This is a genomic window from Streptomyces sp. A1277 (genome assembly GCF_004795015.1).
In the GTDB taxonomy this organism is placed as follows: Bacteria; Actinomycetota; Actinomycetes; order Streptomycetales; family Streptomycetaceae; genus Streptomyces.
This window is the reverse complement of the sequence record NZ_SSBI01000060.1, coordinates 24342-46507: the sequence shown is the minus strand read 5'-3', so window position 1 is coordinate 46507 and position 22166 is coordinate 24342. Positions and strand designations below refer to the sequence as shown.

Genomic DNA, 22166 nt, shown 5'->3' with positions numbered 1-22166 from the left:
GCCCCAGTTCCTGGTCGAGAATCCTGCGTCCGGTGCGGAACGCCTCCAGTGCCTCCGCCTGCCGCCCCGACCAGTACAGGGCGCACATCAGCTGCCCGCGCAACCGCTCACGCAACGGGTTCTCATGGGTGAGCAGTTGGAGCTCACCCACCAGCCGGTCGTGCCGTCCCAGCTCCAACTCCAGCTGCATGCGCAGCTCGACGGCGCTCAGCCGCTCCTCGTCCAGCTGGTGGGCCTTGTTGGCGAGAGGGCCGCTCACCAGACCGGTCAGCGAGTCGCCCTGCCACAGGGCCACCGCCGACTTCAGCAGCGCCACCGCCTTCTCCGTCTCGCCCTCGTCGCGCTGGCGCCGCGCCATCGCGACCAGACCGGTGAACAGCAGCGAGTCGACGTCCCCGGTGTCGACGTGGAGCACGTAACCCGGCGGCCGGGTCGAGATCGAGACCGTGCTGTCCGCACCGGCCAGCAGCTTGCGCAGCCGGGAGACACATATCTGCACCTGGGTGCGCGCGGTCTCCGGGGGGTTGTCCTCCCAGATGAGGTCCACCAGGTAGTTCGTGCCGACCACCCGGTTCGCCTCCAGCAGCAGGGCGGCCAGGATCACCTCCTGCCGCCCGGGAGGCACCCGCAACGGCCCGTCCTTGCCCCGTACCTGGAGCGGTCCCAGCAGCTGGAAGGGAGGCCGTGAAGCGCCGGGGGCATCCTGGACCGTGTGCGTCGTACCCTCGGCCACCGAGACCCCCAGCTCGTAAGCGCGTTGATACTCCGGGATCAACTGCCCCAAAGTTTTCACAAACCTCACGGATCTGTCCATCCTGCATGCCCAGCGTGACCGGCCGGCGGATAGCGGCGGGATAAGCGGGGGTTGGCGGGTTCCGGAAGAGTGCGTCGCGAAGGAGAAAGGAGGCGTCCCATGCACACCGACGCCTGGGCGAGCACAGGCCCGAACGCGGTGGGCGACCTGGTCACCGCCGCCGGCACCGACCACGTCCGCCTCGTCTACGACTACCTCGACGCCGGCGACCTCGACGCGTGCGCATCGCTGCTGCACGACCGCGTCGAACTGGAACTGCCCGGCGTCCCCACCGCCCGCGGCCGCGCCGCGGTCCTGCGCGCCCACCGCGACCACACCGGGCCCCGCACCCGCCACGAGATCGACCGCGTCGTCGCCCACGACCGGAGCATCGTCGCGGCGGGCCGCCGCATCACCCCGGGCCCCGAGGACACCTGCCTGCGCTTCGTGGACCTCTTCCGCATCGCCGACGACGGCATGGTGGAGTCCTGTACGCGCTACTACCACACGGAGCCGGGAGGCCCCGGGGCGAGACCGTGAGCACGGCCGGGCCGGGGATCGATCAGCTCTGGCTAACAGCTCTGGCGAACAGTTCCGGCGTTCAGTTCCGGCGTTCAGTTCTGGCGAAATGCCGCCGGAAGAGAGCGTAGGACATGGCGTACTGCGCCCCCGTGCCGAAGATCATCGACAGCCAGAAACCCTCCAGCCCGAGCACGGACCACGAGCTCAGGGCGAGGGCCAGCGGGATCTGCACCACCGCTCCCAGGAGAGTGACCCAGAACAGTGCGCGGGAGCGTCCGCCACCCGTGAAGACTCCGCCGAGGCCCACCACTCCGGCCAGGAGCGGCAGATAGGGGAACAGGTACCGGAAGAGCACTCCGCCCGAGTCCACGACTCCTGGCGCGTCGCTGAAGAGCCCCATGAGGAAGCGTCCACCGAGAGCGAGCGGGAAGCCTGCTCCCGCACCGACGAGGGTGGCGAGCACGACGCTCTGACGCCCGATCATGGATTCGGCGGGCGCGCCCGCACCGCGGGTGCGGGCGGTGAGGATACTGGCCGCCTGACGCCCGGCGTAGAAGGCCATGGTGACGAAGAACAGCACTTTGAAGCCGATGCCGTAGGCCGCCGGCGGGTCCTCGCCGAACCGGGCCACGATGCCGACCAGGGTCATGCCGATCCCCATGCGCAGGACGAAGTCCCCTGAGGCCGGCAGGCCGACGTCCAGTAGCCGCCTCAGGGCGTTCCACAGCCGGAGGTCGGTGGGCTCCGCATCGCCGGCGTCCGTGAGCCGCTTGCGCCGCAGAATCGTCAGGCTGACGCACAGGGCGATGGCACGGCCGACGAGCATCCCGAGCGCGGCGCCCCGCACGCCCAGGTGCGGCAGCGGCCCCACGCCGTGGATCAGCAGGGGATCGAGGACGAGGATGAGGGCGTTCGCCAGGATCGCCGTGCGCATGGGCGTTCCGGTGTCGCCGGTGCCCTTGAAGACGCCGGCCATGAGGATGACGCCGAGGAGCACGTTCTCCAGGGTCGTGGCGACGGCCACCGCGCCCGCGGCGGCCTCGCCGAGCCGGGACACCCAGACCGTGTCGATGACTCCGGCCACCACGCCGGAGAGCAGTTCGAGGTAGACCGGCATGCCGAGGCCCAGCAGCGACCAGCGGGTCGCGGCGGGGGAGAGGGGGGCGGCCTGCGCCGAGGCGGCCCGGACGTCGGGTGCGGTGGACAACGGACACCACCCTTCCCGGAGTCGAGGGAGCCGGTCATCGCTCTGCGCGGCGAGGCTACCTCTAATCGAGTGTGTCGAGAAGAGGTAGTGGAGATAGTCTGGAAACAGACGCTGACAGGAGGGCCGTGCTGACACTTTCCATCCTCGGGTTCCTGGCCGAACGGCCCATGCACGCCTACGAACTCAGGCAACACCTGACCGACCTGATCGGGCACAACCGGCCGGTGAGCGACGGCGCCCTCTACCCCGCGCTCAACCGGCTCAGGCAGGCCGGACACCTGGAGCGGCAGGCCGAACCGGGCAGCGGTGCGCCGGTGCGCCAAGTCCTCCACATCACCGAAAGCGGCAGGGCGGAGCTTCTGCGCAGGCTCGCCGATCCCCGGACCACCGAGATCACCGACGGCGGCTCGTTCTTCACCCTGCTGGCGTTCCTCAGCCGGCTCCCCGACCGGGAGCAGCAGCGGGCCGTGCTCCGCCGCCGGCTGGACTTCCTCTCCCAGCCGGCCGGCTTCTTCAGCCGCTCGGGGTCCCCCCTGCGGATCAAGGACGTGGACGACCCCTTCCGCAAGGGCATGCTGATCATGGCCAGGGCCACACGGCAGGCGGAGCGCACCTGGCTGGAGGAAACCTTGCGGGAGCTGACCGACGAGGAGGGCGCAGGCGAGACCCCGCAGGGGGCCGACCGCCCGGGCGGCAGCGGCTGATCCTGCCCCCGCCCGTGACGTGAACATGGCCTGCTCGTATGCGCCGAGGCAGGTCTCAAGGTCGTTGGGGCGGGGCCGCGACACGGGTGGCGGCCTGTGTGGTCAGCCAGGGCAGCAACGGCAACCGCATGCTCACCGGCTCACCCGGCGGCGTTGGAAAGGCAGTTCGACCTTGCCGGAACGGCGGTTGGACTCAGTGCACGAATGGACGGTTCGACATCACCGTGCGCACAACCGGTCCAATGCCGACTGGCTCTCATCGTCCGCGGCACGGCAGATCATCAACCTTTGGTCCGGATCTTGGAGTGGCATAAGCACTTCGAAGTGCACGGCGATCACACCGGCGCCCGGATGCCGCATCACCTTGTGTCCGCGGCCGTTGACCTCGATGTCTTGGGCGGTCCACAATCGCGCGAATTCCTCGCTATGGGTGGCGCATTCGGTGATGAGTTCGGTCAACGCCCGGTCCTCCGGGTGCGTGGCCCACGCTGCGCGCAGGTGGGCGATTCCTTCCCGCACGACGCGTTCGCGGTCGACATAGAACTCGCGTATTTCCGGGTGTACCAGGCACAGCCACATCGCATTGCGCTGCGAAGGCGGCAGGCTGTCGAAATCCAGCAGCAGCCTCGTCATTTCGCTGTTCCAGGCCAGGATGTCGTAGCGGTGGTTCATCAGCATGGCCGGCAGCGGCGACAGGTCGGCGACCAGCCGGGCCAGCGGCGGTGCCGCAGTGGTGGCGGGCTTGTCGGCGTTGCGGGGGCGCTGCTGGGTCAGGTTGAAGAGGTAGGCGCGTTCGTCGGGGGCCAGGCGCAGCGCCCGGGACAGCGCCTCCACCACGTTCGCGGAGGGCCGCAGCCCGCGGGCCTGTTCCAGCCGCACGATGTAGTCGATGCTGACCCCGGCCAGTTCGGCGACCTCTTCGCGGCGTAGTCCCGGGGTCCGCCGGGCCCGCTGACGCGGCGGCAGGTTGAAATCGCGTGGGTCCAGGCGTTCGCGCCGGGACCGCAAAAACGCGGCCAGCTCCTGTGTCGTGTCCACGGTGCGGGTCGTCATGTCCGATCCAACAGCCAGGGTAGGACTGGTGTTCCCAGGAACTTCCTTCCCTTATCCCCGGCTCGCGGCGGTCACAGACTCATTCCCGACAACGGATCACAAGCACAGGAGGACACGATGTCGCTCACCCTCGACACCTACCGGCTGCTGGGCCGCTCCGGGCTGCGGGTCTCACCGCTGGCGCTGGGCGCGGCGACCTTCGGCACCGAGTGGGGCTGGGGCGCCGAGCAGGACGAGGCGCGTAAGCTGTTCGACCTTTACGTCGAGCGCGGCGGCAACTTCATCGACACCGCCAACACCTACACCAATGGCAGCTCCGAGCGCCTGCTGGGCGAATTCACCCGCGGCAACCGCGAAAGCCTGGTACTGGCAACGAAATACACCACGCTGCGCCGGCCCGGCGATCCGAATTCCGGGGGCCCTCACCGCAAGAGCCTGTTCGCTTCGGTGGAAGCCAGTCTGCGACAGCTGAATACGGACTACATCGATCTTCTCTACCTGCACGTGTGGGATTTCACGACACCGGTCGAGGAGATCCTTCGCGGCCTGGACGACCTGGTCCGGCAGGGCAAGGTCCTGTACGTGGCGATCTCCAACGCCCCGGCCTGGCAGGTGTCGCGCATGCAGGCGATCGCCGACCTGCGCGGCTGGTCGCCACTGGTCGCCCTGCAGATCGAATACAGCCTGGTCGAGCGTACCGGGGAACGCGACCTGATCCCCATGGCACGCGAGATGGGGTTGGGCGTAGTGCCGTACTCGCCACTGGCCGGCGGGGTGCTCACGGGTAAGTACAGCCGCGACGACCTGACCGCGACGAACGCCGCGGTCGACGACGGCACCCGTAAGAATTTCAACATCACCAACGGGGGGCTCACCGAACGCAACTTGGACATCGCTGATGTCGTGAAGGAGGTCGCCACCGAGTCGGGCCACACAACCGCCCAGGTCGGGCTGGCCTGGACCCTGCAGAACCCGGATGTGACGGCATCGCTCATCGGCGCCCGCACTCTCGCGCAGCTCGAAGACAATCTGGGCGGCCTGGAGGTCGACTTCACGGCCTCCCAACTGGCACGCCTCCATGAGGCCGGCGCGATCGGACTGGGCTTCCCGCACGACATGCTCGCCAGTGACAGGATGCGCGCGGTGACCCACGGCGACCTGAAGGTCGAAACCCGCCGCTGATACTCGATCAAGCCCCGGGGCAGCGCTACCGCTGCCCTTGGGGTGGTCATCGGCGCCTTCGGCGCCTGCCCTCTGGCCCGCGACACCCCGTCACGTCCTGCAATTCGCTTCTTTCCGCTCCTCTGCGTCGTCTTCGGCGCGTGCGGCGAGGTACGCGGCCGAGTCACGTCGGGCGTAGGCGACCCAGCGGAGCGCGGTGTGAGGGTGCATCCCGGTCACGTCGGCGAGGACCGGGCTGGGGCGATCAGCGGCGAGGGCCGCCGGCGCCGCGTCGCGGCTGGTGCGAACCGGGATGCCGTTACGGCCCAGCTTCTGGGTCATGCCGTGCGTCCAGAGCGGCTTGCCCGGGGCCATGCCCCGGAGGAGCGAGTGTTCACGGTGTCGGTCACCACGCTACGGCCGTACCGGGCGCATGGCGTTCCAGCGGCGGAGCATCCATCCGCAAGCTCTGGTTCAGCCGCCCAGCTCGACCGCACGGTGTACGTCGTCGGCGTAAGCCACGGGCTGTTCCCAGGCTGCGAAGTGGCCGCCGGCAGGGTGTTCCACGTAATCACAAACGTTCAGGAACGCCTCGGCGTAGCTTCGCGGTTCCGGTTTGATGTCGCGCGGGAACACGGAGAGCAAGGTCGGCGTGTCGATCCGGTCGGGAAGGGTGACCGGTTCGGCATAGGTGGCGAAAGAGGTGCCGATCGTGCCGGTGACCCAGTAGGCGGTGACCCAGGTGAGAAGCTCGTCCGGAGTGAAGGCCGACCCGTCGGACCAGGACTCCAGTTTCTCGACGATCCACGCCGCGAGGCCGGCGGGTGAGTCGCCGAGGGCGACGGCGAGCGTGTTCGGCCGCGTCGACTGCTCTGCGATGTAGCCGCCTTCGGTGCGGAACCACTGCGCCGACCGGTGGAGGTAGGCCGCCGCATCGGGTGCGAGCTTCGCCGGGTCCGCCGTGAGCGCGCGCAGCGGGGCGATGTTCGTGAGGTGCAGGGAAGCCACCCGGTCCGGGTGTTCGGCCGCGAGGATTTCCGCGACGGTGCCGCCCACGTCGCCGCCGGACACCGTGTACCGCGAGTAACCGAGGTTATCCAGGGCATGCGCGACGATACCGGCGATCCTGTTGACCGACATGCCCGGCGCGGTGAGCGGGGCCGCGAACGGGAAGCCGGGCAACGCGGGAACCACCACGTGCGTGTCCGCGAGCAGGGGCAGGACGCGCTCGAACCGCAACACCGAGTCCGGCCAGCCGTGCAGCAGCACGACAACCGGGGCGCAGGGATCCGCGGACCGCTGGTGGATCACCCGCAGATCGGTGTCGCCTGCCGGCACCGACACCCAGGGGAGCTCGCCGATGCGGCGCTCGTGAACGGCCCAGTCGTACCCGTCCGCCCAGCGTTCGAGCAGTTCATCGAGGCGGGTACCGCTGATGCCGCGCTGCCCGTCGTCACTCCACGGGGTCGTGACACGCCGCGTCCGCCGGAGTCGTTCCCGCATCTCATCGTTCATGTGTATCAGCGTACACATGATGTGTATGCTCGTACACATGGCCTCTCGCAATGCAGCCGCCACCAGGCAGCGGATCCTGGAGCACGCTCAACGCCAGTTCGCCCGGCACGGGTACGCGGCGATCACGGTCAAAGGCGTGGCCGACGCCGCCGGCGTGTCTCCCAACCTCATCACGCGCTATTTCGGTGGCAAGGAGGGCCTCTTCCTGGCGGCGACCCGGGTGGAGATCCCGGTCTCGGACTCCTTCGACGGCGACCTTTCCACGCTGGGTTCACGCCTCGCGGCGAGCATCGTCCAGCGCTGGTTCGGTGAACCCGGGGAGGACCCGCTGCTTGTGCTGCAACGCGCGTCCGGTGAGCGCCCGGAGGCGGCGGAGGCGCTGGCCGCGTTCCTCGACACGAACTCGCTGGAGCCACTGCACCGCTACCTGCGCGACAGCGGCCTGGAAGACGCGGACGCCCGCAGCCGAGCCGCGGCGATCGACGCCTTCGTGCTCGGCGTCTCGACCCGCCGCCGGGTCCTGCGTTCCGAACTCGGTGACCCCGCAGCTCTCCAGTCCTGGCTGAGCACCACCATCCAACAGCTCGCCGACAGGTGAGGGGCTGCAATCGTGCGGTAGCCGCCCTGCCCCGGGAAGGCCCGTGGCGCAGGGCGGAAGGCCGCCGCCGAACACGAGCGTCGCTGCCTACGGCCCGTTGACCAGCGAGATCGGCGTCGAGAACGAGGCCCCGAGGCCCTTCGCGCGGAGCTCACCGCCCGCACAGATCCGACGGCGGCCTCCACCAACCGCGCGCCCCCAGAACCTGAGCGTGCCACCGCGGCCCGGTCGTCGTCGCGGTTCGGATGGGTGCCCGGTGGGCCTGTGGCACCGTCAGGGCCGCCCGGTCGACGGCCTGTTCGTGGAACGCGCGTCCTGCTCATGTCCGGTAGTGGCGGACCAGCTGGCGAGCAGCCTCAGACCGTCCTCGGCGGCGGTTTCGGGGGGCGCGCTGTAGACGACCACGCTCAGGCCGCCTTCGCCCGGCAGGCTCATGGTCTCCTGATCGAGTTCCAGGGCGCCGACGAGCGGATGGTTGAGGCGTTTGGTGCTCTGCCGGAAGACGTGCACGTCGTGGGATCCCCACATCACGCGGAAGACGTCGCTGCGGGTGGACAGTTCACCGATCAGGTTCGACAACTGCCGGTCGTAGGGGTTCTTCCCGGCCTCGATGCGCAGCGCCCCCACCGCGAAGCGGGCCATGCGCTCCCAGTCGGCGTAGAACCGCTTGGCCGCGGGGTTGAAGAACGCGAACCGGGCGACGTTGGCCCCGCAGGCCGGGTCGGTGTACATCTCCGAGTACAGGGCCCGGCCCAGCTGGTTGGCGGCCAGTGCGTCGAGGCGGTTGTTCATCACGTATGCCGGTAGCTGCGGCATCCCCTCGACGATCCGCACCACGCTCGGCCGCACCGTGGGCCGGGCCTCCCGCTGCCTCGCCCTCACCGCGGGCGCGGGTCCAGCAGCGCGGGCGAGGTCGTACAGGTACATGCGCTCGGTGTCGTCGAGCCGCAGGGCCTGGGCGAGGGCGTCCAGCACGCTGTCGGAGACACCCCGGAGGCTGCCGCGCTCCAGACGTGTGTAGTACTCGACGCTCACTCCGGCGAGCGCGGCGACCTCCCCCCTGCGCAGTCCCGGCACCCGCCGCTGACCGTACGCCGGCAGACCCGCCTGCTCGGGGGTGATCCTCTCGCGTCGGGAGCGGAGGAAAGCGCTGACAGCGTCCCGGTTGTCCATGAGGACAGGGTAGGCAGGCCGCGCGACGGGTGGGGGTCCCTGCTGGCACCCCTCATGGCAGAGACTCCCCCGTCACGGCTGTCTCCCGTTGCATGGTGCGTGCCCCGATTCCTCCGGGGCCCGATCGGTGCGAGGACGTACACGCCCCGGCCGGCCGACTTATCCAGTACCGAGTTCCGGATGAGGGCTTGAGTACGGACAAGACTGAAAGGGCACCCAAGATGAGCCACCAGATGAAGACGGTGACGGAGACTCCCGCGGATGTCGTGCGAGGGCTGTACGACGCGCTGGGCAAGGGCGATGTGCCGGGTGTGCTGGCCAAGCTCGCCCCCGATGTGATCGTCGACGAGCCGAGGCAACTCCCCTACGGCGGCGTCCACCAGGGCCGCGAGGTGTTCGTGCAGGCCATCCTGGGCGCGATGATGGGCTACGCCAACGTCGCCATCACCGGTGCCGAGGTGTTCGAGGGCCCTGCCGGTGTCATCGGAACGCTCACCGGAACCCTTACGGCCCACACCACCGGCGAGGAGTTCCCGCTGACCATGGTGGAGATTCACCAGGTGGAGGACGGCACGGTGCGCAAGATCGACGTCTACACCAAGAACCCCCACGAGCTCGCCGCCTTTTACGCGCGCGCGGAGGCGGGCACCCGCTGAGGACGCGCAACGGAGTCAGGCCGAGTTGCGGCACCGCAGCCTGAGCGACTCGGCCGCCTGATGCCCAGGCCCGGTGCTGTGCGATGCCGCGGGTGCGCGGCCTGTTGCAGCAACCGCATACGGTGCTTGGGACGGCCGGGATCGAAGCTGGGCATCGTCTCCACCGCGGTCACCATCACCGAGCGCAAAGCTCGTCAGATGGTCCCACGTTCTTCGTGGGTTTTGGACGGGCCGTCGAAGGGTCCAGAGGCCCAGAGACACCGGGTATGGCTTCCAGACGGTTGCCCTCGATGGTTCCCCTCGCCCGGCCGCCCGGTATCTCACAACGACTCAGCCGCTGATATCGAACTCCGGATCCTCACCGACCGCCGTTCTGATCTCAACGCGGATCGAACCCGCCGGATCCACCGTCTGCGACATGTCGGGGGATCTCCACGTCCTTGGCCGGGAAGGCCGCCTCGGAGATCTTCGCCGCGGACCCGTATCCCCGGAAGACACCGTGGGCGGCGGCCCCGCGGGCGTGCACCACGCGCTCCGGGATGCGCTCGTGGTCGAAGTGGGTGATCTTCTCGCGGAGATGGTGGTACTGGAGCGGGACCGGTCTGCGGGGGCCCGAGGACGGCGCCGGCCGCCTTCTCGATCGCAGCTTTCAGGGGGCTCTTGCTGTCGCTCATGCAATGCTCCTCGTGAGAAGAGGGGCTTGGTGCGTGACCGTGGGCGTCCTTCAGGTGGAGTCGTGCCGCCGCATCGGGCCCCACGTTCCGGGCTGGTGATTGATGACGTCGTTGGCCTGGTCGATGACCGGGCGGTCGATCCAGCCCAGGGGTTCGACCTGGCGTACGAGAGGCTCGTTGTCCGGGCCCCGTCCGACCTCAGTGCCCTGCAGGACCCATGGCCGGGTGTGGGCGTCTTTCACGTGAGGCAGATGGGAGTAGTCGTACAGTCGCCGCGCGACCCAGGTGCGCACCGAACGATCGCCTCACCAGTCCTCGACATCCAGCGCGTTCGCGGAAAGCCCGAGCAGGAGACCTGGCCTTCGTCATCGTGAGCGTTCCCTTCCACTCGCCGCCGTGTGCCGCCGAAGGTGAGACGGCCGGTCTGTTCACAGATGACGTGGCACGTCTTCCCTGTAAGCGCCTCCGGCAACTCGCGACGTCAGCAGGAACCCGAACAGGCGCACCTTTCTGGCGCGGGGGAGCCCACGGCAAGCCGAGTGACACCCGCGGATCCGCCTGGCCGCTTGTCTGTCGCGCTGACCTTCGGAAGCAGTGGTGATGGTGATGCGGACATGTGGAAGCTCTCCCCGCTACGGCTACCCGGGGTCCCATCGGTTGCCTGCCGGACGCCCTGGACGCCGCAGCCCGGCGACACGTTGCCGTACGGGAATGCCCTCCTGTATCAGGGCCGGAGGCCCAGGGCGCGCATTGAGTACACGCGCGTCCTGGGCCTCCGGAGACAGGGAGGCCCCCCGGTCAGCCGCCGAGGATGCCGCCACCGAGCAGACCTCCGCCGCCGGCCCCACCGCCAAGGAGGCCGCCGCCACCGGCCCCGCCCACGCCGCTGCCGCCGAGGAGGCCGCCGCCGTCATCGGGAGCGGTCATGATGCGGGTGTTCGCCGTCTCGGCGGCTGTCTCGGCGTGGGCAGCCCCCACCATGGTCAGTGCGGTCCCGGCGAGAGCGAAGACGGCAAGTACGTGCTTGGTGTTGTTCATGAAGGGTGAACGCGCTTGAGCCCTCATCGGTCACCATCCGTTTACCGGAACTTGGCGTAACCGGGCGTCCTGGGATGGAACACGACTGGTCCGCACCAGCCCGGCAGCGACGAAGACGGCCGCCTGGAATGATCACTGTGTCGAAGCGCCGCGGGCGGGTAAGGGACGCGGCATGGGAATCCTGACGGCGCTGCACGACGGCGATCACCGACTTACCCGGCGGATGGCTGGCTGGGACTCCGACTGGGCCCGCCGGCTCCTGCCGCCGGTCGAGGAAGCAGCCGAGCACACCAAACTGTGGTGGGCCGCCGCCGTGGCCATGGCGGCCGGGGGCGGATGGCGTGGCCGCAAGGCCGCAGCCGCCGGAATCGTGAGCATGGCAGCGGCAGAACTGCTCTCCAACGGGGCCGCGAAACAGCTCGTGGAGCGGCGCCGGCCGCCGAAGGAGTGGATCCCGCACGACGACGTCGAGGATCGGCCCGACAGCTCCTCCTTCCCCTCCGGCCACACCGCCGCCGCCGTCGCCTTCACCGCCGCCGTCGCGCCCTCCTGGCCCTGGGCCGGTGCCGCCTGCGCCGTACCTGCGGTGCTGGTGGCGATCGAGCGGGTTCACAGCGGCGCGCACTACCCCTCAGATGTCGCCGCCGGCGCCGCCATCGGGCTGGCCACGGCCGCCCTCGTACGGGCGACGCCCCGCCTCCTGATCCGCCATTGCGGGTGACTGGTTCCTTGCGGGGATAAGCGCGCCGTACAACGGCATGCACACCTGTGCTCCGTGGCCATCCCCACCCTCACGGTCGGACGCCCCTCTCGGCGCAGGGGCAACCGGGGCTGCGTGGCCACCCACAGCAGCCGGCCCCACCCCGTCCGGCAGGGGCCGGGGAAGCCCGGCGGCGTGCGACCAGCCCGCCGTCACCCCATGCGAGCCGGGGTGCCAGCCACGGAACGTCCCAGCGGGTCGCTCGCGCGGGTACCTCGATGCGGCCCGTCACGATCACCCCGTGGGGGTGCAGGGCCGGCCGACTGCCGCATCGGCGGGATGCGGCGTGGGCCGTGCGAAAGCGAGACCGTTCATCCCATTGCCCGTTACCCGGTGTCGGTGGCGGTGCGTGGCCGTCCCACCGCAGCGGGTGCCCGCTCCCGGCCCTTCCTGACGACCCGGCGTGCATCCAGGGCATGGAGTGCCGATAGTGGAACATCCGGGATGGTGCAGCCGGGCGTCGCTCGAGAGGGACACCATGACGTCGTCATTGGATACGCCGGTAGAGGTCAAGTTCGTCGGCAACGCGACCCTGCTGCTTCAGTACGGGCCGCTGACCCTGCTCACCGACCCGAATTTCCTCCACCGTGGGCAGCACGCCCACCTCGGATACGGACTGCTGACGAAACGGCTCAAGGAACCGGCTCTCGCGGTCGACGAGCTCCCCGACCTCGACGCCGTCGTTCTGTCCCACCTGCATGGTGACCACTGGGACAGGGTGGCGCGTCGGAACCTCGACCGCGCCTTGCCCGTCCTCACCACCCCGCAGGCGGCGCGGGTCCTGCGGACCCTCCAAGGTTTCCGTCGCGCCACGGGGCTGCGGGACTGGGAGCACCGCACCCTCGTCAAGGACGGCCACCAGGTGCGCTTGACGGCGATGCCCGGCCGTCACGCCCTCGGCCCCCTGCGCGGCCTGCTGCCGCGCGTCATGGGAAGCATGCTCGAGTTCGGCCCCACGGGCGGGCCGGTGCGGCTGCGCGTCTACGTCTCCGGTGACACGCTCCTCTTCGACGGAGTCGACGAGATCGCCCGCCGCTACCCGGACACGGACGTGGCGGTCCTGCATCTGGGCGGCACACGGCTGCCGGGCGGCCTGGTGGTCACCATGGACGGACGCCAGGGTGCAGAACTCGCTCGGCGACTGGGCCCGCGGTTCGCGCTGCCCGTGCACTACGACGACTACAGCGTGATGAAGTCGCCGCTGAGTGCGTTCTTGGACGAGATGGACCGGCGCGGCCTCGCAGGGCGGGTCGTGCACTGCGGCCGCGGTCAGGTCGCGACGCTCACGCCGAACGGCGCGGAGGTCCACGTCGCCTGACCCGCCCGGCCCCGGCAGGGAGGGGCAGGGAACGGAAGCGCAGGCCACCCCAATGGACGCGGGCCACCTTCGGCAACTTCGCCCGCAGTTCTGGACCGTCTTTGTTGCCGTACACCCCGACCAGATGTCGCGCGCATCCCTCCAACAGATCCAAAGTGGCCACATCGACCCAGTCCCCGGCATGGACGACAACGTCCGCCCGCTCCATCTCGCGCAGCAGTTCGTCGGGGAGCCGCCTGGTGCGCTGAGGCACATGGGTGTCCGAAACAAGCAGCAGCCGCACAGGGGAGCTTGTCGTTGCCCTGGTCGTTTCGTGGTCCCTCCGCCTGCCTTCTCCTTGGGATACCCGGTCTACCGACCGTAGGCGTCCGCCACCGGAGAGGGGTCCCGCCCCGCGTGGCGGACAGCGGCATGGCGCTGCCCGGAACCAGGGCCGGAAAGGGGCCGCGAGCGCGTCGGCCACGACGCCGGTGGCGAACGCGTACACGGCCCTCTGGACGGTGTCGATGACGAGATTCCTGCTGGGGCAAGCGCAACGCCTCGCCACCTCGCGCAAATATGCGGGGTGGAGGAGAAGCCGTGCCGAGCGGCGAGCAAGAAACCACCCGGCACGGCACCCGGGCCGCGTGATGGGCGCGGCCCACCCCCGCGGGCGACTGATTGCCCTCTACCTGTCGCACGCCGAGCTCGCCCGCTCATGGCGCCCGGTCACAGACTTGAGCCGCTGCGCGTGTTGCAGTGGACCATCGGGGTAACCGCTGTGGAGCGGTGAGCTGTCTTCGGCTCACGCTATACAAGCGGAGGTACCTCTTATGGGACACGGCGGCAATGTGATCGCAGAACTCACCACCGACCACCGCGAGGTCGATGGACTGTTCGAGAAAATCGAGACCCAACCGGTCGGCGACAAGCAGCGCCGGAAACTGGCCGACGAACTGACCATCGAGCTGGTGCGCCACTCCGTGGCCGAGGAGATGCATCTGTACCCGGCCGTGCGCGAACACGTCGAAGGCGGAAACGAGATCGCGGACAAGGAGCTCTCCGACCACGCAGAGGTGGAGCAGCACCTCAAGGACCTGGAGGGCCTGTCTGCGGACGACCCGCAGTTCGACCACCTCGTGGCAAAGCTGAAGCTCGAGGTCACCGAGCACGTACGCGACGAGGAGGGGCGGCTGTTCCCCCTGCTCGCTGCGGCCTGCACTCCCGAGGCACTGGACGAGTTGGGTGACAAGGTCCGTACAGCCAAGAAGACGGCCCCCACCCGGCCGCACCCTTCCGCGCCGGACACCCCGCCCGGCAACAAGCTGCTGGGCCCTGGCACCGGTCTCGTGGACCGGGCCCGCGACCTGCTGACCGGCCGCGGCAAGAGTTGAGGGATGCCATGGCCGGAACGGACCGCCCCTTGGTTCGCTGACGCGCCCGGACCGTGCGACAGACGAGCGATGGCTGGCAGTTGCAGCCATCGCTTATGGCAGCCGGGCCGGATCTTCCATGCCGGCGGCCGCCCGCTTCCGGGCGATGCTCGTCCGCGTCTGTCGTGCTGCGGGTCGATACGCAGTCATTGCGCTCAGGACGGTGCGCTCCGGTCCGTGGCCTGCTGTTCGGCCCGGGCTTCGGCGGCCGCGCGTCGGTTCTCACGTTCGCGTTCGCGGCGGCTGTAGGCAGCCCGCCAGCCAGGCGATCACGGCGGTGGTCGAGGGCCCGGTGACGAGTACCAGGCGGACGATGCTGGAAGCGTCGGACAGCTGCCGGATGCTGGAGTAGAACGCACCGAAGGCGGCCCCGGCCAGGGCACTGGCCAGCGCGGGCGACAGGGACGGCACCAGACCCCACGGGCGGCTCGCACGGATCATCCCCGCGAGGAGCCGGACCCGGACCCGTCCGCGCTTGTCCGGCAGCGCGTAGTGCAGGCCGTCACCTCCGAGCTCGACGTTCGTCTCCACGACACGCTCGGCGTCCTGATCACCGTCGCCTCGCGACTCACGCTCGTCGACCGTGCGGTAACCGCGGGGAAGAGCCGCTTGCCGCCAAGCCCCCTGCGGGACGCCACCGGTGCCCAGGCGTGTCTCGGGAGTGAAGTAGGCGGTGACCGGATGGGCCAGGAGCGTCCGGGTCTTACGCCGGATACCGAAGGCACTCAGCGCGGTCAGCGAAACCAGCCCCGCGCCGTGCTCGGGAACGCAGTCGGCCAGGATGGGCGGTGTCCCCGCTCGCCGGACCCGGCTCGGCGATCAGCCCGAGCACGCGCTCATCGACCTTGACACGCGAGCTCGCCGGGGTGCGCGCCTCATCGGCGATCATGCCCCCACGTCCGCACGGCACAGCTCCGCCCCGCCGACGGGCCCGCCCACCCCGGACAAGAAGGTTTTGCCCCGGAACCGAAAAAGGCCCCATTTCGCATGCCTACCGATTCGAGAGGAAATTTCTCGTTATGGTCCGCCGCAATCGGGAACATGAGCCACGTCGACAGAACCGTCGTGGACTCACGCGGGACACGGCGGCATATCCGTACACAGAGCGAAGGAGTAGCTCCATGGCGAAGGCGCGAGAGATCATGACAGCCGGAACCGAGTGCGTTGGCGCCGAGGAGACGGTGCTGGACGCCGCCCGCAAGATGAAGGACCTCGGCGTGGGAGCGCTGCCGATCTGCGGGACGGACAACAAGCTCAAAGGCATGCTCACCGACCGCGACATCGTCGTGAAGGTCCTCGGCGCGGGCAAGGACCCCGCCACCTGTCCGGCCGGCGACCTCGCCCAGGGAGAGGCGGTCACCATCGGCGCCGACGACGACGCCCAGGAGATCCTGCGGACCATGACCGAGCACAAGGTGCGTCGTCTGCCGGTGATCGACGGCCATGACCTGGTCGGCATGGTCGCCCAGGCCGATGTGGCACGCGCGCTGCCCGACCCGAAGGTCGGAGACCTCCTCCAGGCCCTGTCCACTGACTGAGCCGCCGTTTCGACCGCGCCCCGGGCCCGCCCCCGCCGACTAGCGGCGTGCCGGTTGAGGCCCGGGGTAGGCGAGCGGCGAACGTGAATCGTGGTGAGAAGGGAGACCTCCGGTGCTGATGGCCCACCCAGCGGTGCTGAGCAACCTCGTCGAGCAGTACGACACCCTGCGCATCCTGCACGCGGAAGACGGCAGTGCGGAAGTGCGGCAGCGGATGGACGACATCGCTTACACGCTCTGCGTGTCCACCGGAACCCGCGACGTCGACGCCGCTCTGGTCGCCGCACGCCACCAACTGCCCGGAGCACGCCCACAGGACGACTCGCTCCTCACCGCCTCGCGCGCCTTGGCACAGTAACCATCGGCGCCGGCGCAGAGCCGGGGCAGCAGTTCGGCTCCGGCGGCCCGACCGGAAAGCTCCCCCATGCGCGGGACGGCATCGGCGAGTTCATGCCGCCGGCTCGTCCGCCGTCAATGCCCGCGACCGCGGTGAGGACGAGTTGTTGCCGGCCCGCTGCCGGCCGGCCATCCACCGGGCCGTGTCGGTCATCACGGGAAACGTTGGGAGAAGGCCGTTACGGGTACTCACGGCCGGTCGGCGCGGTGCGTCATAGGCGCTGATCGGGAGGCAAGCGTGGAGACTCCGGTTGACCGGATCGCGCAGCCGTGGGGGAGTCGTACTCCCTATGCGCGGGGCGAAGTGTGGTCTGGCCTTGGATCAAGGCCCCACGCCAGGACGACCCCGGACACGAGTACATGCCGGTGAGCTGTACCTGGGTCTGAGGGCCCGGCGTCGAAGCTGGCATCGTGACAGAGCCGAAACCGGCAGGGTCCACCCCGGCGATGTGAGATCTCGTGACAGGTGAGAGGGTTTTCCGGGTGACCGAGACACCACCGAACACCCTGCAACACCGCTTTGACGGGCCGGACGACGCTCCGGTGCTGGTGATCGGGCCCTCCCTGGGTACGACCTGGCACATGTGGGACAGACAGATACCCGAGCTCACCCAGCACTGGAGGGTCCTCCGCTACGACCTCCCCGGACACGGCGGAGCGCCCGCCCGCGCCGCCGACTCCGTGGCGGAGCTCGGTGACCGGTTGCTGGCCACGCTCGACGGGGTCGGGGTGCGGCGCTTCGGGTACGTGGGGTGCTCGATCGGCGGGGCGATCGGGGCCGACCTCGCGCTGCGGCACCCGCACCGGGTCGCCGCGCTCGCGCTGGTGGCGTCCTCGCCCCGGTTCGGCAGCGCGGACGAGTTGCGCCGGCGCGGGGTCATCGTCCGCACCAACGGCCTGGAGCCCATGGCGCGCACCGCGCCGGAGCACTGGTTCACGCCCGCCTTCGCCGCCGCGCAGCCCGCCATCGTCGAGTGGGCCGTCCAGATGGTGCGGACCACCGACCCCGGGTGCTACATCGCCGCCTGCGAGGCGCTGGCCGCGTTCGACATCCGTACGGAACTGGGCCGCATCCCGGTCCCCACCCTCGTCCTCGTCGGCGCGGAGGACCGGGTGACCGGGCCCGGCGACGCGCGCACCCTGGTCGCGGGCATACCGGACGCCCGCCTCGCCCTCGTGCCCGGCGCCTCCCACCTGGCGCCCGTCGAGCAGCCCGGGGCCGTCACCGATCTGCTGCTCACCCACTTCTCGGCCGCCTGGCAGGACACCCAGGCGGCGATCCCCATGCCGCAGTCCGTGCCCCGGCTCTCCGCCCCCGTGCTGCCCGTCGCGGAGATCGGGGCGGCCGTGAAGGAACCGGAGGCCGTGGCCGGCGGGCGGGCCGATCCGTACGCGCCGGGCATGCGGATCCGCCGCGAGGTGCTGGGCGACGCGCAGGTGGACGGGGTGATGGCGGCCGCCGACGACTTCACCGGGGAGTTCCAGGAGCTGGTCACCCGGTACGCCTGGGGCGAGGTGTGGAGCCGCGAGGGGCTGGACCGGCGCACCCGCAGCACCGTCACGCTCACCGCGCTGGTCGCCTCCGGGCGGCTGGAGAGCCTGGCCGCGCACACCAGGGCCGCCCTGCGCAACGGGCTCACACCCACCGAGATCAGGGAAGTGCTGATGCAGACGGCCGTGTACTGCGGGATACCGGCCGCGAGCGCCGCGTTCACCATCGCGCAGTCGGTGATTCAGGCGGAAACGACGCCCCCGGCGTAGCAGGATGGACGTATGAGCATCCAGAACGCCGAGACCCCCGAGCCGATCGCGCTCACGCTGACCAAGAAGTCGCACTCCTGCATCCGACTGGAGAAGGACGGGCGTACGCTCGTCATCGACCCGGGCGGGTTCTCGGAGCGGGACGCGGCGATCGGAGCCGAGGCGATCCTGGTGACGCACGAGCACCCCGACCACTTCGACGAGGAGCGGCTGCGGGCCGGTCTGGAGGCCGACCCGGCCGCCGAGATCTGGACCCTGCGCAGCGTCGCCGAACGGCTGAGCGCGGCGTTCCCGGGGCGGGTGCACACCGTCGGCGACGGGGACGCCTTCTCGGCCGCCGGGTTCGACATCCAGGTGCACGGCGAACTCCACGCGGTGATCCACCCGGACATCCCGCGCGTCACCAACATCGGCTTCCTGGTCGACGGCTCGGTCTTCCACCCCGGCGACGCCCTGACGCTGCCCGGCCGGCCGGTCGACACCCTGATGCTCCCGGTGATGGCCCCCTGGAACAAGATCTCCGAGGTCATCGACTACGTCCGCGAGGTCAAGCCCCGCCGGGCCATCGACATCCACGACGCGCTGCTCACCGATCTCGCCCGCCCGATCTACGACCGGCAGATCGGCGAGCTCGGCGGCGCCGACCACGGCCGGATGACACCGGGCGACTCCACCGACCTGTGACCGCCGCCGCCCCGGCGGCTGTCAGTGGCAGGCGCTAGGTTTACGTACATGCGCATCGCCACCTGGAACGTCAACTCGATCACCGCCCGTCTGCCGAGGCTGCTGGCCTGGCTGGAGAGCAGCGGCACGGACGTGCTGTGCCTCCAGGAGACCAAGTGCACGGCCGAGCAGTTCCCCGCGGACGCCCTGCGCGAGGCCGGCTACGAGTCCGCGGTCAACGCGACGGGGCGGTGGAACGGGGTCGCGCTGATCTCCCGCGCCGGCCTGTCCGACGTCGTCATGGGCCTGCCCGACGGGCCCGTCTACGAGACCGCGCAGGAGCCCCGCGCGATCAGCGCGACCTGCGGCCCGGTGCGGCTCTGGTCGGTGTACGTGCCCAACGGCCGCGAGGTCGCCCACGAGCACTACGCGTACAAGCTGCGCTGGCTGGAAGCGCTGCGAAAGGCGGTCGCCGCCGACGCCGCGGGGCCGAACCCCTTCGCCGTGCTCGGTGACTTCAACGTGGCCCCGACCGACGAGGACGTCTGGGACCCGGCCCTGTTCGAGGGGGCCACACATGTCACCCCCGCCGAGCGGGAGGCCCTGGCCGCGCTGCGTGAGGAGGGGCTGTCCGACGTGATGCCCCGCCCCCTGAAGTACGACCGCCCCTACACCTTCTGGGACTACCGCGAGCTGCGCTTCCCGAAGAACAAGGGCATGCGGATCGACCTCGTCTACGGAAACGCCCCCTTCACCGCCGCCGTGCGGGACAGCTACGTGGACCGCGAGGAGCGCAAGGGCAAGGGCGCCTCCGACCACGCCCCGGTGGTCGTGGACCTCGACCTCTGAGCCCGCCGCCCCGCCCGCGCGGGTGAACGCTCGGTGACCGTGTGGTGTTCGGCACTCGAACGACAGGCCGCGCGCCCTGTGGTGCCGAAGCCGACCGGGATGCGACCCTGAGCGGTATGAACATCCCTTTCTTGGACAACTGGCGTAAGCGTCACGAGGGGGCGCGGGAGGCGGGGCTCGCGGCGGCCGTAGACGTCGATCCGGAAGGGGTGACCGCGCTGCTCGCCGAGTGCGAGCTGCTCCGGGTCCGGGTGGGGGAGCGCGGTATCGAACTGGACGACAGCCCGGCCTCGTTGGAGGCGCTGGACCAGCTGCCGCCGCGCTGGCGCGAAGACCCGGAGGAGCTGCCCTGGCTGGGCAACGACGCGGGTCTCTACCTCGGTACGGTCCTGGTGCGCAATGTCCCCGGGGCGCTCTGGCACATCTGGCCGAGCGGCCAGCCCGTCGTGCGGCTGGCGTCGGGCCGCGAGATCGACGTGGTCGAGGCCGGTCTGGACTGGGCGATGTCCGGCAGCCCCGAGCTGTCCCAGGTGTACGCGGAGTCCGCCGAGGGCTGAACCGCCCGCCCCGGCGGGCCTCGCGAAGAGATAAAAAGCCTTATGCCCCATTGGTGCGTGTCGGGCGGGAAGTCCCTTGCCGGGCTGGTTAGTTTGCGCTGACCTCGACCGAGCGACAAGGGGATAGGGCAGCGTATGGCCGTCGATCCGTTGATCGAGCTGCGAGACGTCAATAAGTTCTACGGAAAGTTGCACGTACTGCAGGACATCAATCTCACCGTCGGCCGCGGGGAGGTGGTGGTGGTCATCGGCCCGTCCGGCTCCGGGAAGTCGACGCTCTGCCGGACGATCAACCGGCTGGAGACGATCGAGTCGGGCCGCATCACCATCGACGGCGAACCCCTCCCCGAAGAGGGCCGGGGACTGGCCCGGCTGAGGGCCGAAGTCGGCATGGTCTTCCAGTCGTTCAACCTCTTCGCGCACAAGACCGTGCTCGCCAACGTCTCCCTGGCCCAGGTCAAGGTCCGCAAGCGGAAGAAGGACGAGGCCGACAAGCGCTCCCGGGAACTGCTGGAGCGTGTGGGACTCGCCGAGCACGCCGACAAGTTCCCCGCCCAGCTCTCCGGCGGACAGCAGCAGCGCGTGGCCATCGCCCGTGCCCTCGCCATGGACCCGAAGGCCCTCCTGTTCGACGAGCCGACCTCGGCCCTCGACCCGGAGATGATCAACGAGGTCCTGGAAGTGATGCGGCAACTCGCCCGCGAGGGCATGACCATGGTCGTCGTCACCCACGAAATGGGATTCGCCCGCTCCGCGGCCAACCGCGTCGTCTTCATGGCAGACGGCTGCATCGTCGAGGACCGCACCCCGGAGGACTTCTTCACCGCCCCGGAGAGCGACCGGGCCAAGGACTTCCTGTCCAAGATCCTCAAGCACTGACGGGAGGCCCTGAGTTGCGTACGAGGAAACTGCTGGCCGCCTGCGCCGGCCTGCTGCTCGCCGTCCTCGCCGCCGGCTGCGGCAAGGACGGCAGCCCGCCGGTCAAGGGGCCGAAGGCCGGGGAGCTGCCCGTCTACAAGGTCGACACCGGCTTCCGGCTTCCGGACTCCAGGACCTGGACGCAGGCGAAGAAGCGCGGATACCTGCGGGTGGGGGCCAAGGAGGACCAGCCCTACCTGGGCGAGAAGGACCCCGCGACCGGCGTCTACTCCGGCTTCGACATCGAGATCGCCCGGATGATGGCGGCGTCCCTCGGCTTCGACCCGAAGACCGTCCGGTTCAAGACGATCGCCTCCGCCAACCGCGAGACGGCCCTGCAGAACGGGCAGATCGACTACTACGTCGGCACCTACACCGTCAACGACATGCGCAAGAAGCTCGTCGGCTTCGCGGGCCCCTACTACATGGCGGGCCAGGGGCTGCTGGTGCGCACCGACGAGGACGACATCCACGGCCCGCAGGACCTGGCCGGCAAGACGGTCTGCTCGGCGGCCGGCTCGACCCCGTACCAGCGGATCGCCGCCGACTACCCGAAGGCGAAGCTGGTCGCCTACGACACGTACTCGATCTGCGTCGACAACCTGCTGACGTTCCAGGTCGACGCCGTCACCACCGACGACGCGATCCTGCTGGGCTTCGCCGCCAAGGCGCCCGACGAGATGAAGGTCGTCGGCAAGCCGTTCTCCGAGGAGCCGTACGGCATCGGGGTGCCGCGCAGCGACAACGCGCTGCGCCTCGCGCTCGACGACGCGCTGGAGGCCAACGAGAAGAACGGCAACTGGAAGAAGGCGTTCGAGGCGACCCTCGGCCTGTCCGGCGCACCCGCGCCCAAGCCGCCGCCGATCGACCGCTACCCGGCGAACTGAGAGGACGGCCGAT

Annotated in this window: 25 protein-coding genes and 2 pseudogenes; 16 read left to right on the top strand and 11 right to left on the bottom strand. The window is 69.8% G+C overall.

The annotated features are described in order from the left end of the window. Window positions 1-670: AfsR/SARP family transcriptional regulator (locus E6R18_RS30420; RefSeq protein WP_136320104.1), on the bottom strand; the 670-nt coding region annotated here is incomplete at its 3' end. 243 nt (window positions 671-913) lie between these two features. On the opposite strand from E6R18_RS30420, the gene E6R18_RS30415 reads away from it, so the two are divergent. Further along, window positions 914-1333: a nuclear transport factor 2 family protein gene (locus E6R18_RS30415; RefSeq protein WP_136320100.1), complete on the top strand. Its 420-nt coding sequence runs from the start codon at window positions 914-916 to the stop codon at window positions 1331-1333. Window positions 1334-1394: 61 nt separating this feature from the next. Here E6R18_RS30415 and E6R18_RS30410 read toward each other — a convergent pair whose 3' ends face one another. Further along, window positions 1395-2522 (bottom strand): MATE family efflux transporter, encoded by a 1128-nt coding sequence (locus E6R18_RS30410; protein ID WP_240799901.1) that lies wholly within the window; start codon window positions 2520-2522, stop codon window positions 1395-1397. 125 nt (window positions 2523-2647) lie between these two features. Between E6R18_RS30410 and E6R18_RS30405 the strand changes: the two genes are divergently transcribed. After that, entirely contained in the window at window positions 2648-3226 is a 579-nt protein-coding gene (locus E6R18_RS30405) for a PadR family transcriptional regulator (protein WP_136320099.1), read from the top strand. Between the two features lie 219 nt (window positions 3227-3445). Here E6R18_RS30405 and E6R18_RS30400 read toward each other — a convergent pair whose 3' ends face one another. Next, window positions 3446-4279, bottom strand: a complete 834-nt coding sequence (locus E6R18_RS30400; protein ID WP_136320098.1) for a helix-turn-helix transcriptional regulator — start codon at window positions 4277-4279, stop codon at window positions 3446-3448. A gap of 117 nt (window positions 4280-4396) precedes the next feature. On the opposite strand from E6R18_RS30400, the gene E6R18_RS30395 reads away from it, so the two are divergent. Next, window positions 4397-5461 carry an aldo/keto reductase gene (locus E6R18_RS30395; protein ID WP_136320097.1) on the top strand — a complete coding sequence of 355 codons (1065 nt, stop codon included), beginning with the start codon at window positions 4397-4399 and terminating at the stop codon, window positions 5459-5461. 90 nt (window positions 5462-5551) lie between these two features. Here E6R18_RS30395 and E6R18_RS30390 read toward each other — a convergent pair whose 3' ends face one another. Beyond that, window positions 5552-5782, bottom strand: coding sequence for a hypothetical protein (locus E6R18_RS30390; RefSeq protein ID WP_136320096.1), 231 nt, complete (start codon window positions 5780-5782; stop codon window positions 5552-5554). A 132-nt stretch (window positions 5783-5914) separates the two neighbouring features. Further along, entirely contained in the window at window positions 5915-6955 is a 1041-nt protein-coding gene (locus E6R18_RS30385; RefSeq protein ID WP_136320095.1) for an epoxide hydrolase family protein, read from the bottom strand. Window positions 6956-6992: 37 nt separating this feature from the next. Here E6R18_RS30385 and E6R18_RS30380 point away from each other — a divergent pair, with 37 nt between their 5' ends. Continuing rightward, on the top strand, window positions 6993-7553 hold the full coding sequence (locus E6R18_RS30380; protein WP_136320094.1) for a TetR/AcrR family transcriptional regulator: 561 nt from the start codon (window positions 6993-6995) through the stop codon (window positions 7551-7553). Between the two features lie 273 nt (window positions 7554-7826). Here the strand turns inward: E6R18_RS30380 and E6R18_RS30375 are convergent, their stop codons facing one another. Continuing rightward, complete coding sequence (locus E6R18_RS30375; protein ID WP_136320093.1) at window positions 7827-8726, bottom strand: helix-turn-helix transcriptional regulator; 900 nt, start codon at window positions 8724-8726, stop codon at window positions 7827-7829. 221 nt (window positions 8727-8947) lie between these two features. Between E6R18_RS30375 and E6R18_RS30370 the strand changes: the two genes are divergently transcribed. Beyond that, on the top strand, window positions 8948-9382 hold the full coding sequence (locus tag E6R18_RS30370; RefSeq protein ID WP_136320092.1) for a nuclear transport factor 2 family protein: 435 nt from the start codon (window positions 8948-8950) through the stop codon (window positions 9380-9382). Between the two features lie 439 nt (window positions 9383-9821). Here the strand turns inward: E6R18_RS30370 and E6R18_RS30365 are convergent. From E6R18_RS30365 to E6R18_RS30355, 3 genes and pseudogenes are all read right to left on the bottom strand, one after another. After that, window positions 9822-9998: pseudogene (locus tag E6R18_RS30365) on the bottom strand (catalase); the annotation flags it as partial. Between the two features lie 108 nt (window positions 9999-10106). Beyond that, window positions 10107-10349 carry a DUF6098 family protein gene (locus E6R18_RS34495; protein WP_346765015.1) on the bottom strand — a complete coding sequence of 81 codons (243 nt, stop codon included), beginning with the start codon at window positions 10347-10349 and terminating at the stop codon, window positions 10107-10109. A 505-nt stretch (window positions 10350-10854) separates the two neighbouring features. Continuing rightward, window positions 10855-11094 (bottom strand): hypothetical protein, encoded by a 240-nt coding sequence (locus E6R18_RS30355; RefSeq protein WP_136320091.1) that lies wholly within the window; start codon window positions 11092-11094, stop codon window positions 10855-10857. A 172-nt stretch (window positions 11095-11266) separates the two neighbouring features. On the opposite strand from E6R18_RS30355, the gene E6R18_RS30350 reads away from it, so the two are divergent. Both E6R18_RS30350 and E6R18_RS30345 read left to right on the top strand, forming a co-directional pair. Continuing rightward, window positions 11267-11815, top strand: a complete 549-nt coding sequence (locus E6R18_RS30350) for a phosphatase PAP2 family protein (RefSeq protein ID WP_168712479.1) — start codon at window positions 11267-11269, stop codon at window positions 11813-11815. Window positions 11816-12332: 517 nt separating this feature from the next. Next, window positions 12333-13172 (top strand): MBL fold metallo-hydrolase, encoded by an 840-nt coding sequence (locus E6R18_RS30345; protein ID WP_136320090.1) that lies wholly within the window; start codon window positions 12333-12335, stop codon window positions 13170-13172. Between the two features lie 34 nt (window positions 13173-13206). Here E6R18_RS30345 and E6R18_RS30340 read toward each other — a convergent pair. Then, window positions 13207-13455 (bottom strand): annotated as a pseudogene (locus E6R18_RS30340) (metallophosphoesterase family protein); the annotation flags it as partial. Between the two features lie 529 nt (window positions 13456-13984). Here E6R18_RS30340 and E6R18_RS30335 point away from each other — a divergent pair. Next, window positions 13985-14545, top strand: a complete 561-nt coding sequence (locus E6R18_RS30335; RefSeq protein WP_136320088.1) for a hemerythrin domain-containing protein — start codon at window positions 13985-13987, stop codon at window positions 14543-14545. A gap of 261 nt (window positions 14546-14806) precedes the next feature. On the opposite strand, the gene E6R18_RS30330 is transcribed toward E6R18_RS30335, so the two are convergent. Beyond that, window positions 14807-15115: a hypothetical protein gene (locus E6R18_RS30330; RefSeq protein WP_136320087.1), complete on the bottom strand. Its 309-nt coding sequence runs from the start codon at window positions 15113-15115 to the stop codon at window positions 14807-14809. A 590-nt stretch (window positions 15116-15705) separates the two neighbouring features. Between E6R18_RS30330 and E6R18_RS30325 the strand changes: the two genes are divergently transcribed. The 8 genes from E6R18_RS30325 (at window position 15706) to E6R18_RS30290 (ending at window position 22153) form a co-directional block, all read left to right on the top strand. Continuing rightward, window positions 15706-16122, top strand: coding sequence for a CBS domain-containing protein (locus E6R18_RS30325; protein ID WP_136320086.1), 417 nt, complete (start codon window positions 15706-15708; stop codon window positions 16120-16122). A 112-nt stretch (window positions 16123-16234) separates the two neighbouring features. Continuing rightward, window positions 16235-16480, top strand: a complete 246-nt coding sequence (locus E6R18_RS30320) for a DUF5133 domain-containing protein (protein WP_136320085.1) — start codon at window positions 16235-16237, stop codon at window positions 16478-16480. 521 nt (window positions 16481-17001) lie between these two features. Continuing rightward, a complete protein-coding gene (locus E6R18_RS30315; protein ID WP_136320084.1) occupies window positions 17002-18279 on the top strand; it encodes an alpha/beta fold hydrolase in 1278 nt (425 codons plus the stop codon). A gap of 12 nt (window positions 18280-18291) precedes the next feature. Then, complete coding sequence (locus tag E6R18_RS30310; RefSeq protein WP_136320083.1) at window positions 18292-18963, top strand: MBL fold metallo-hydrolase; 672 nt, start codon at window positions 18292-18294, stop codon at window positions 18961-18963. A gap of 48 nt (window positions 18964-19011) precedes the next feature. Further along, window positions 19012-19791: an exodeoxyribonuclease III gene (locus tag E6R18_RS30305; RefSeq protein WP_136320082.1), complete on the top strand. Its 780-nt coding sequence runs from the start codon at window positions 19012-19014 to the stop codon at window positions 19789-19791. Window positions 19792-19907: 116 nt separating this feature from the next. Further along, on the top strand, window positions 19908-20348 hold the full coding sequence (locus E6R18_RS30300; protein ID WP_136320081.1) for a DUF6278 family protein: 441 nt from the start codon (window positions 19908-19910) through the stop codon (window positions 20346-20348). Between the two features lie 135 nt (window positions 20349-20483). Further along, window positions 20484-21227: an amino acid ABC transporter ATP-binding protein gene (locus E6R18_RS30295; RefSeq protein ID WP_136320080.1), complete on the top strand. Its 744-nt coding sequence runs from the start codon at window positions 20484-20486 to the stop codon at window positions 21225-21227. A 14-nt stretch (window positions 21228-21241) separates the two neighbouring features. Then, complete coding sequence (locus E6R18_RS30290; RefSeq protein WP_136320079.1) at window positions 21242-22153, top strand: glutamate ABC transporter substrate-binding protein; 912 nt, start codon at window positions 21242-21244, stop codon at window positions 22151-22153. Window positions 22154-22166 lie beyond the last annotated feature (13 nt).

Coding starts and splice junctions, on each gene's coding strand:
- E6R18_RS30415 (WP_136320100.1), top strand. CDS start 914: ATGCACACCGACGCCTGGGCGAGCACAGGCCCGAACGCGGTGGGCGAC.
- E6R18_RS30400 (WP_136320098.1), bottom strand. CDS start 4,279: ATGACGACCCGCACCGTGGACACGACACAGGAGCTGGCCGCGTTTTTG.
- E6R18_RS30395 (WP_136320097.1), top strand. CDS start 4,397: ATGTCGCTCACCCTCGACACCTACCGGCTGCTGGGCCGCTCCGGGCTG.
- E6R18_RS30390 (WP_136320096.1), bottom strand. CDS start 5,782: ATGACCCAGAAGCTGGGCCGTAACGGCATCCCGGTTCGCACCAGCCGC.
- E6R18_RS30385 (WP_136320095.1), bottom strand. CDS start 6,955: ATGAACGATGAGATGCGGGAACGACTCCGGCGGACGCGGCGTGTCACG.
- E6R18_RS30380 (WP_136320094.1), top strand. CDS start 6,993: ATGGCCTCTCGCAATGCAGCCGCCACCAGGCAGCGGATCCTGGAGCAC.
- E6R18_RS30375 (WP_136320093.1), bottom strand. CDS start 8,726: ATGGACAACCGGGACGCTGTCAGCGCTTTCCTCCGCTCCCGACGCGAG.
- E6R18_RS30370 (WP_136320092.1), top strand. CDS start 8,948: ATGAGCCACCAGATGAAGACGGTGACGGAGACTCCCGCGGATGTCGTG.
- E6R18_RS30355 (WP_136320091.1), bottom strand. CDS start 11,094: ATGAACAACACCAAGCACGTACTTGCCGTCTTCGCTCTCGCCGGGACC.
- E6R18_RS30350 (WP_168712479.1), top strand. CDS start 11,267: ATGGGAATCCTGACGGCGCTGCACGACGGCGATCACCGACTTACCCGG.
- E6R18_RS30345 (WP_136320090.1), top strand. CDS start 12,333: ATGACGTCGTCATTGGATACGCCGGTAGAGGTCAAGTTCGTCGGCAAC.
- E6R18_RS30335 (WP_136320088.1), top strand. CDS start 13,985: ATGGGACACGGCGGCAATGTGATCGCAGAACTCACCACCGACCACCGC.
- E6R18_RS30325 (WP_136320086.1), top strand. CDS start 15,706: ATGGCGAAGGCGCGAGAGATCATGACAGCCGGAACCGAGTGCGTTGGC.
- E6R18_RS30310 (WP_136320083.1), top strand. CDS start 18,292: ATGAGCATCCAGAACGCCGAGACCCCCGAGCCGATCGCGCTCACGCTG.
- E6R18_RS30305 (WP_136320082.1), top strand. CDS start 19,012: ATGCGCATCGCCACCTGGAACGTCAACTCGATCACCGCCCGTCTGCCG.
- E6R18_RS30300 (WP_136320081.1), top strand. CDS start 19,908: ATGAACATCCCTTTCTTGGACAACTGGCGTAAGCGTCACGAGGGGGCG.
- E6R18_RS30295 (WP_136320080.1), top strand. CDS start 20,484: ATGGCCGTCGATCCGTTGATCGAGCTGCGAGACGTCAATAAGTTCTAC.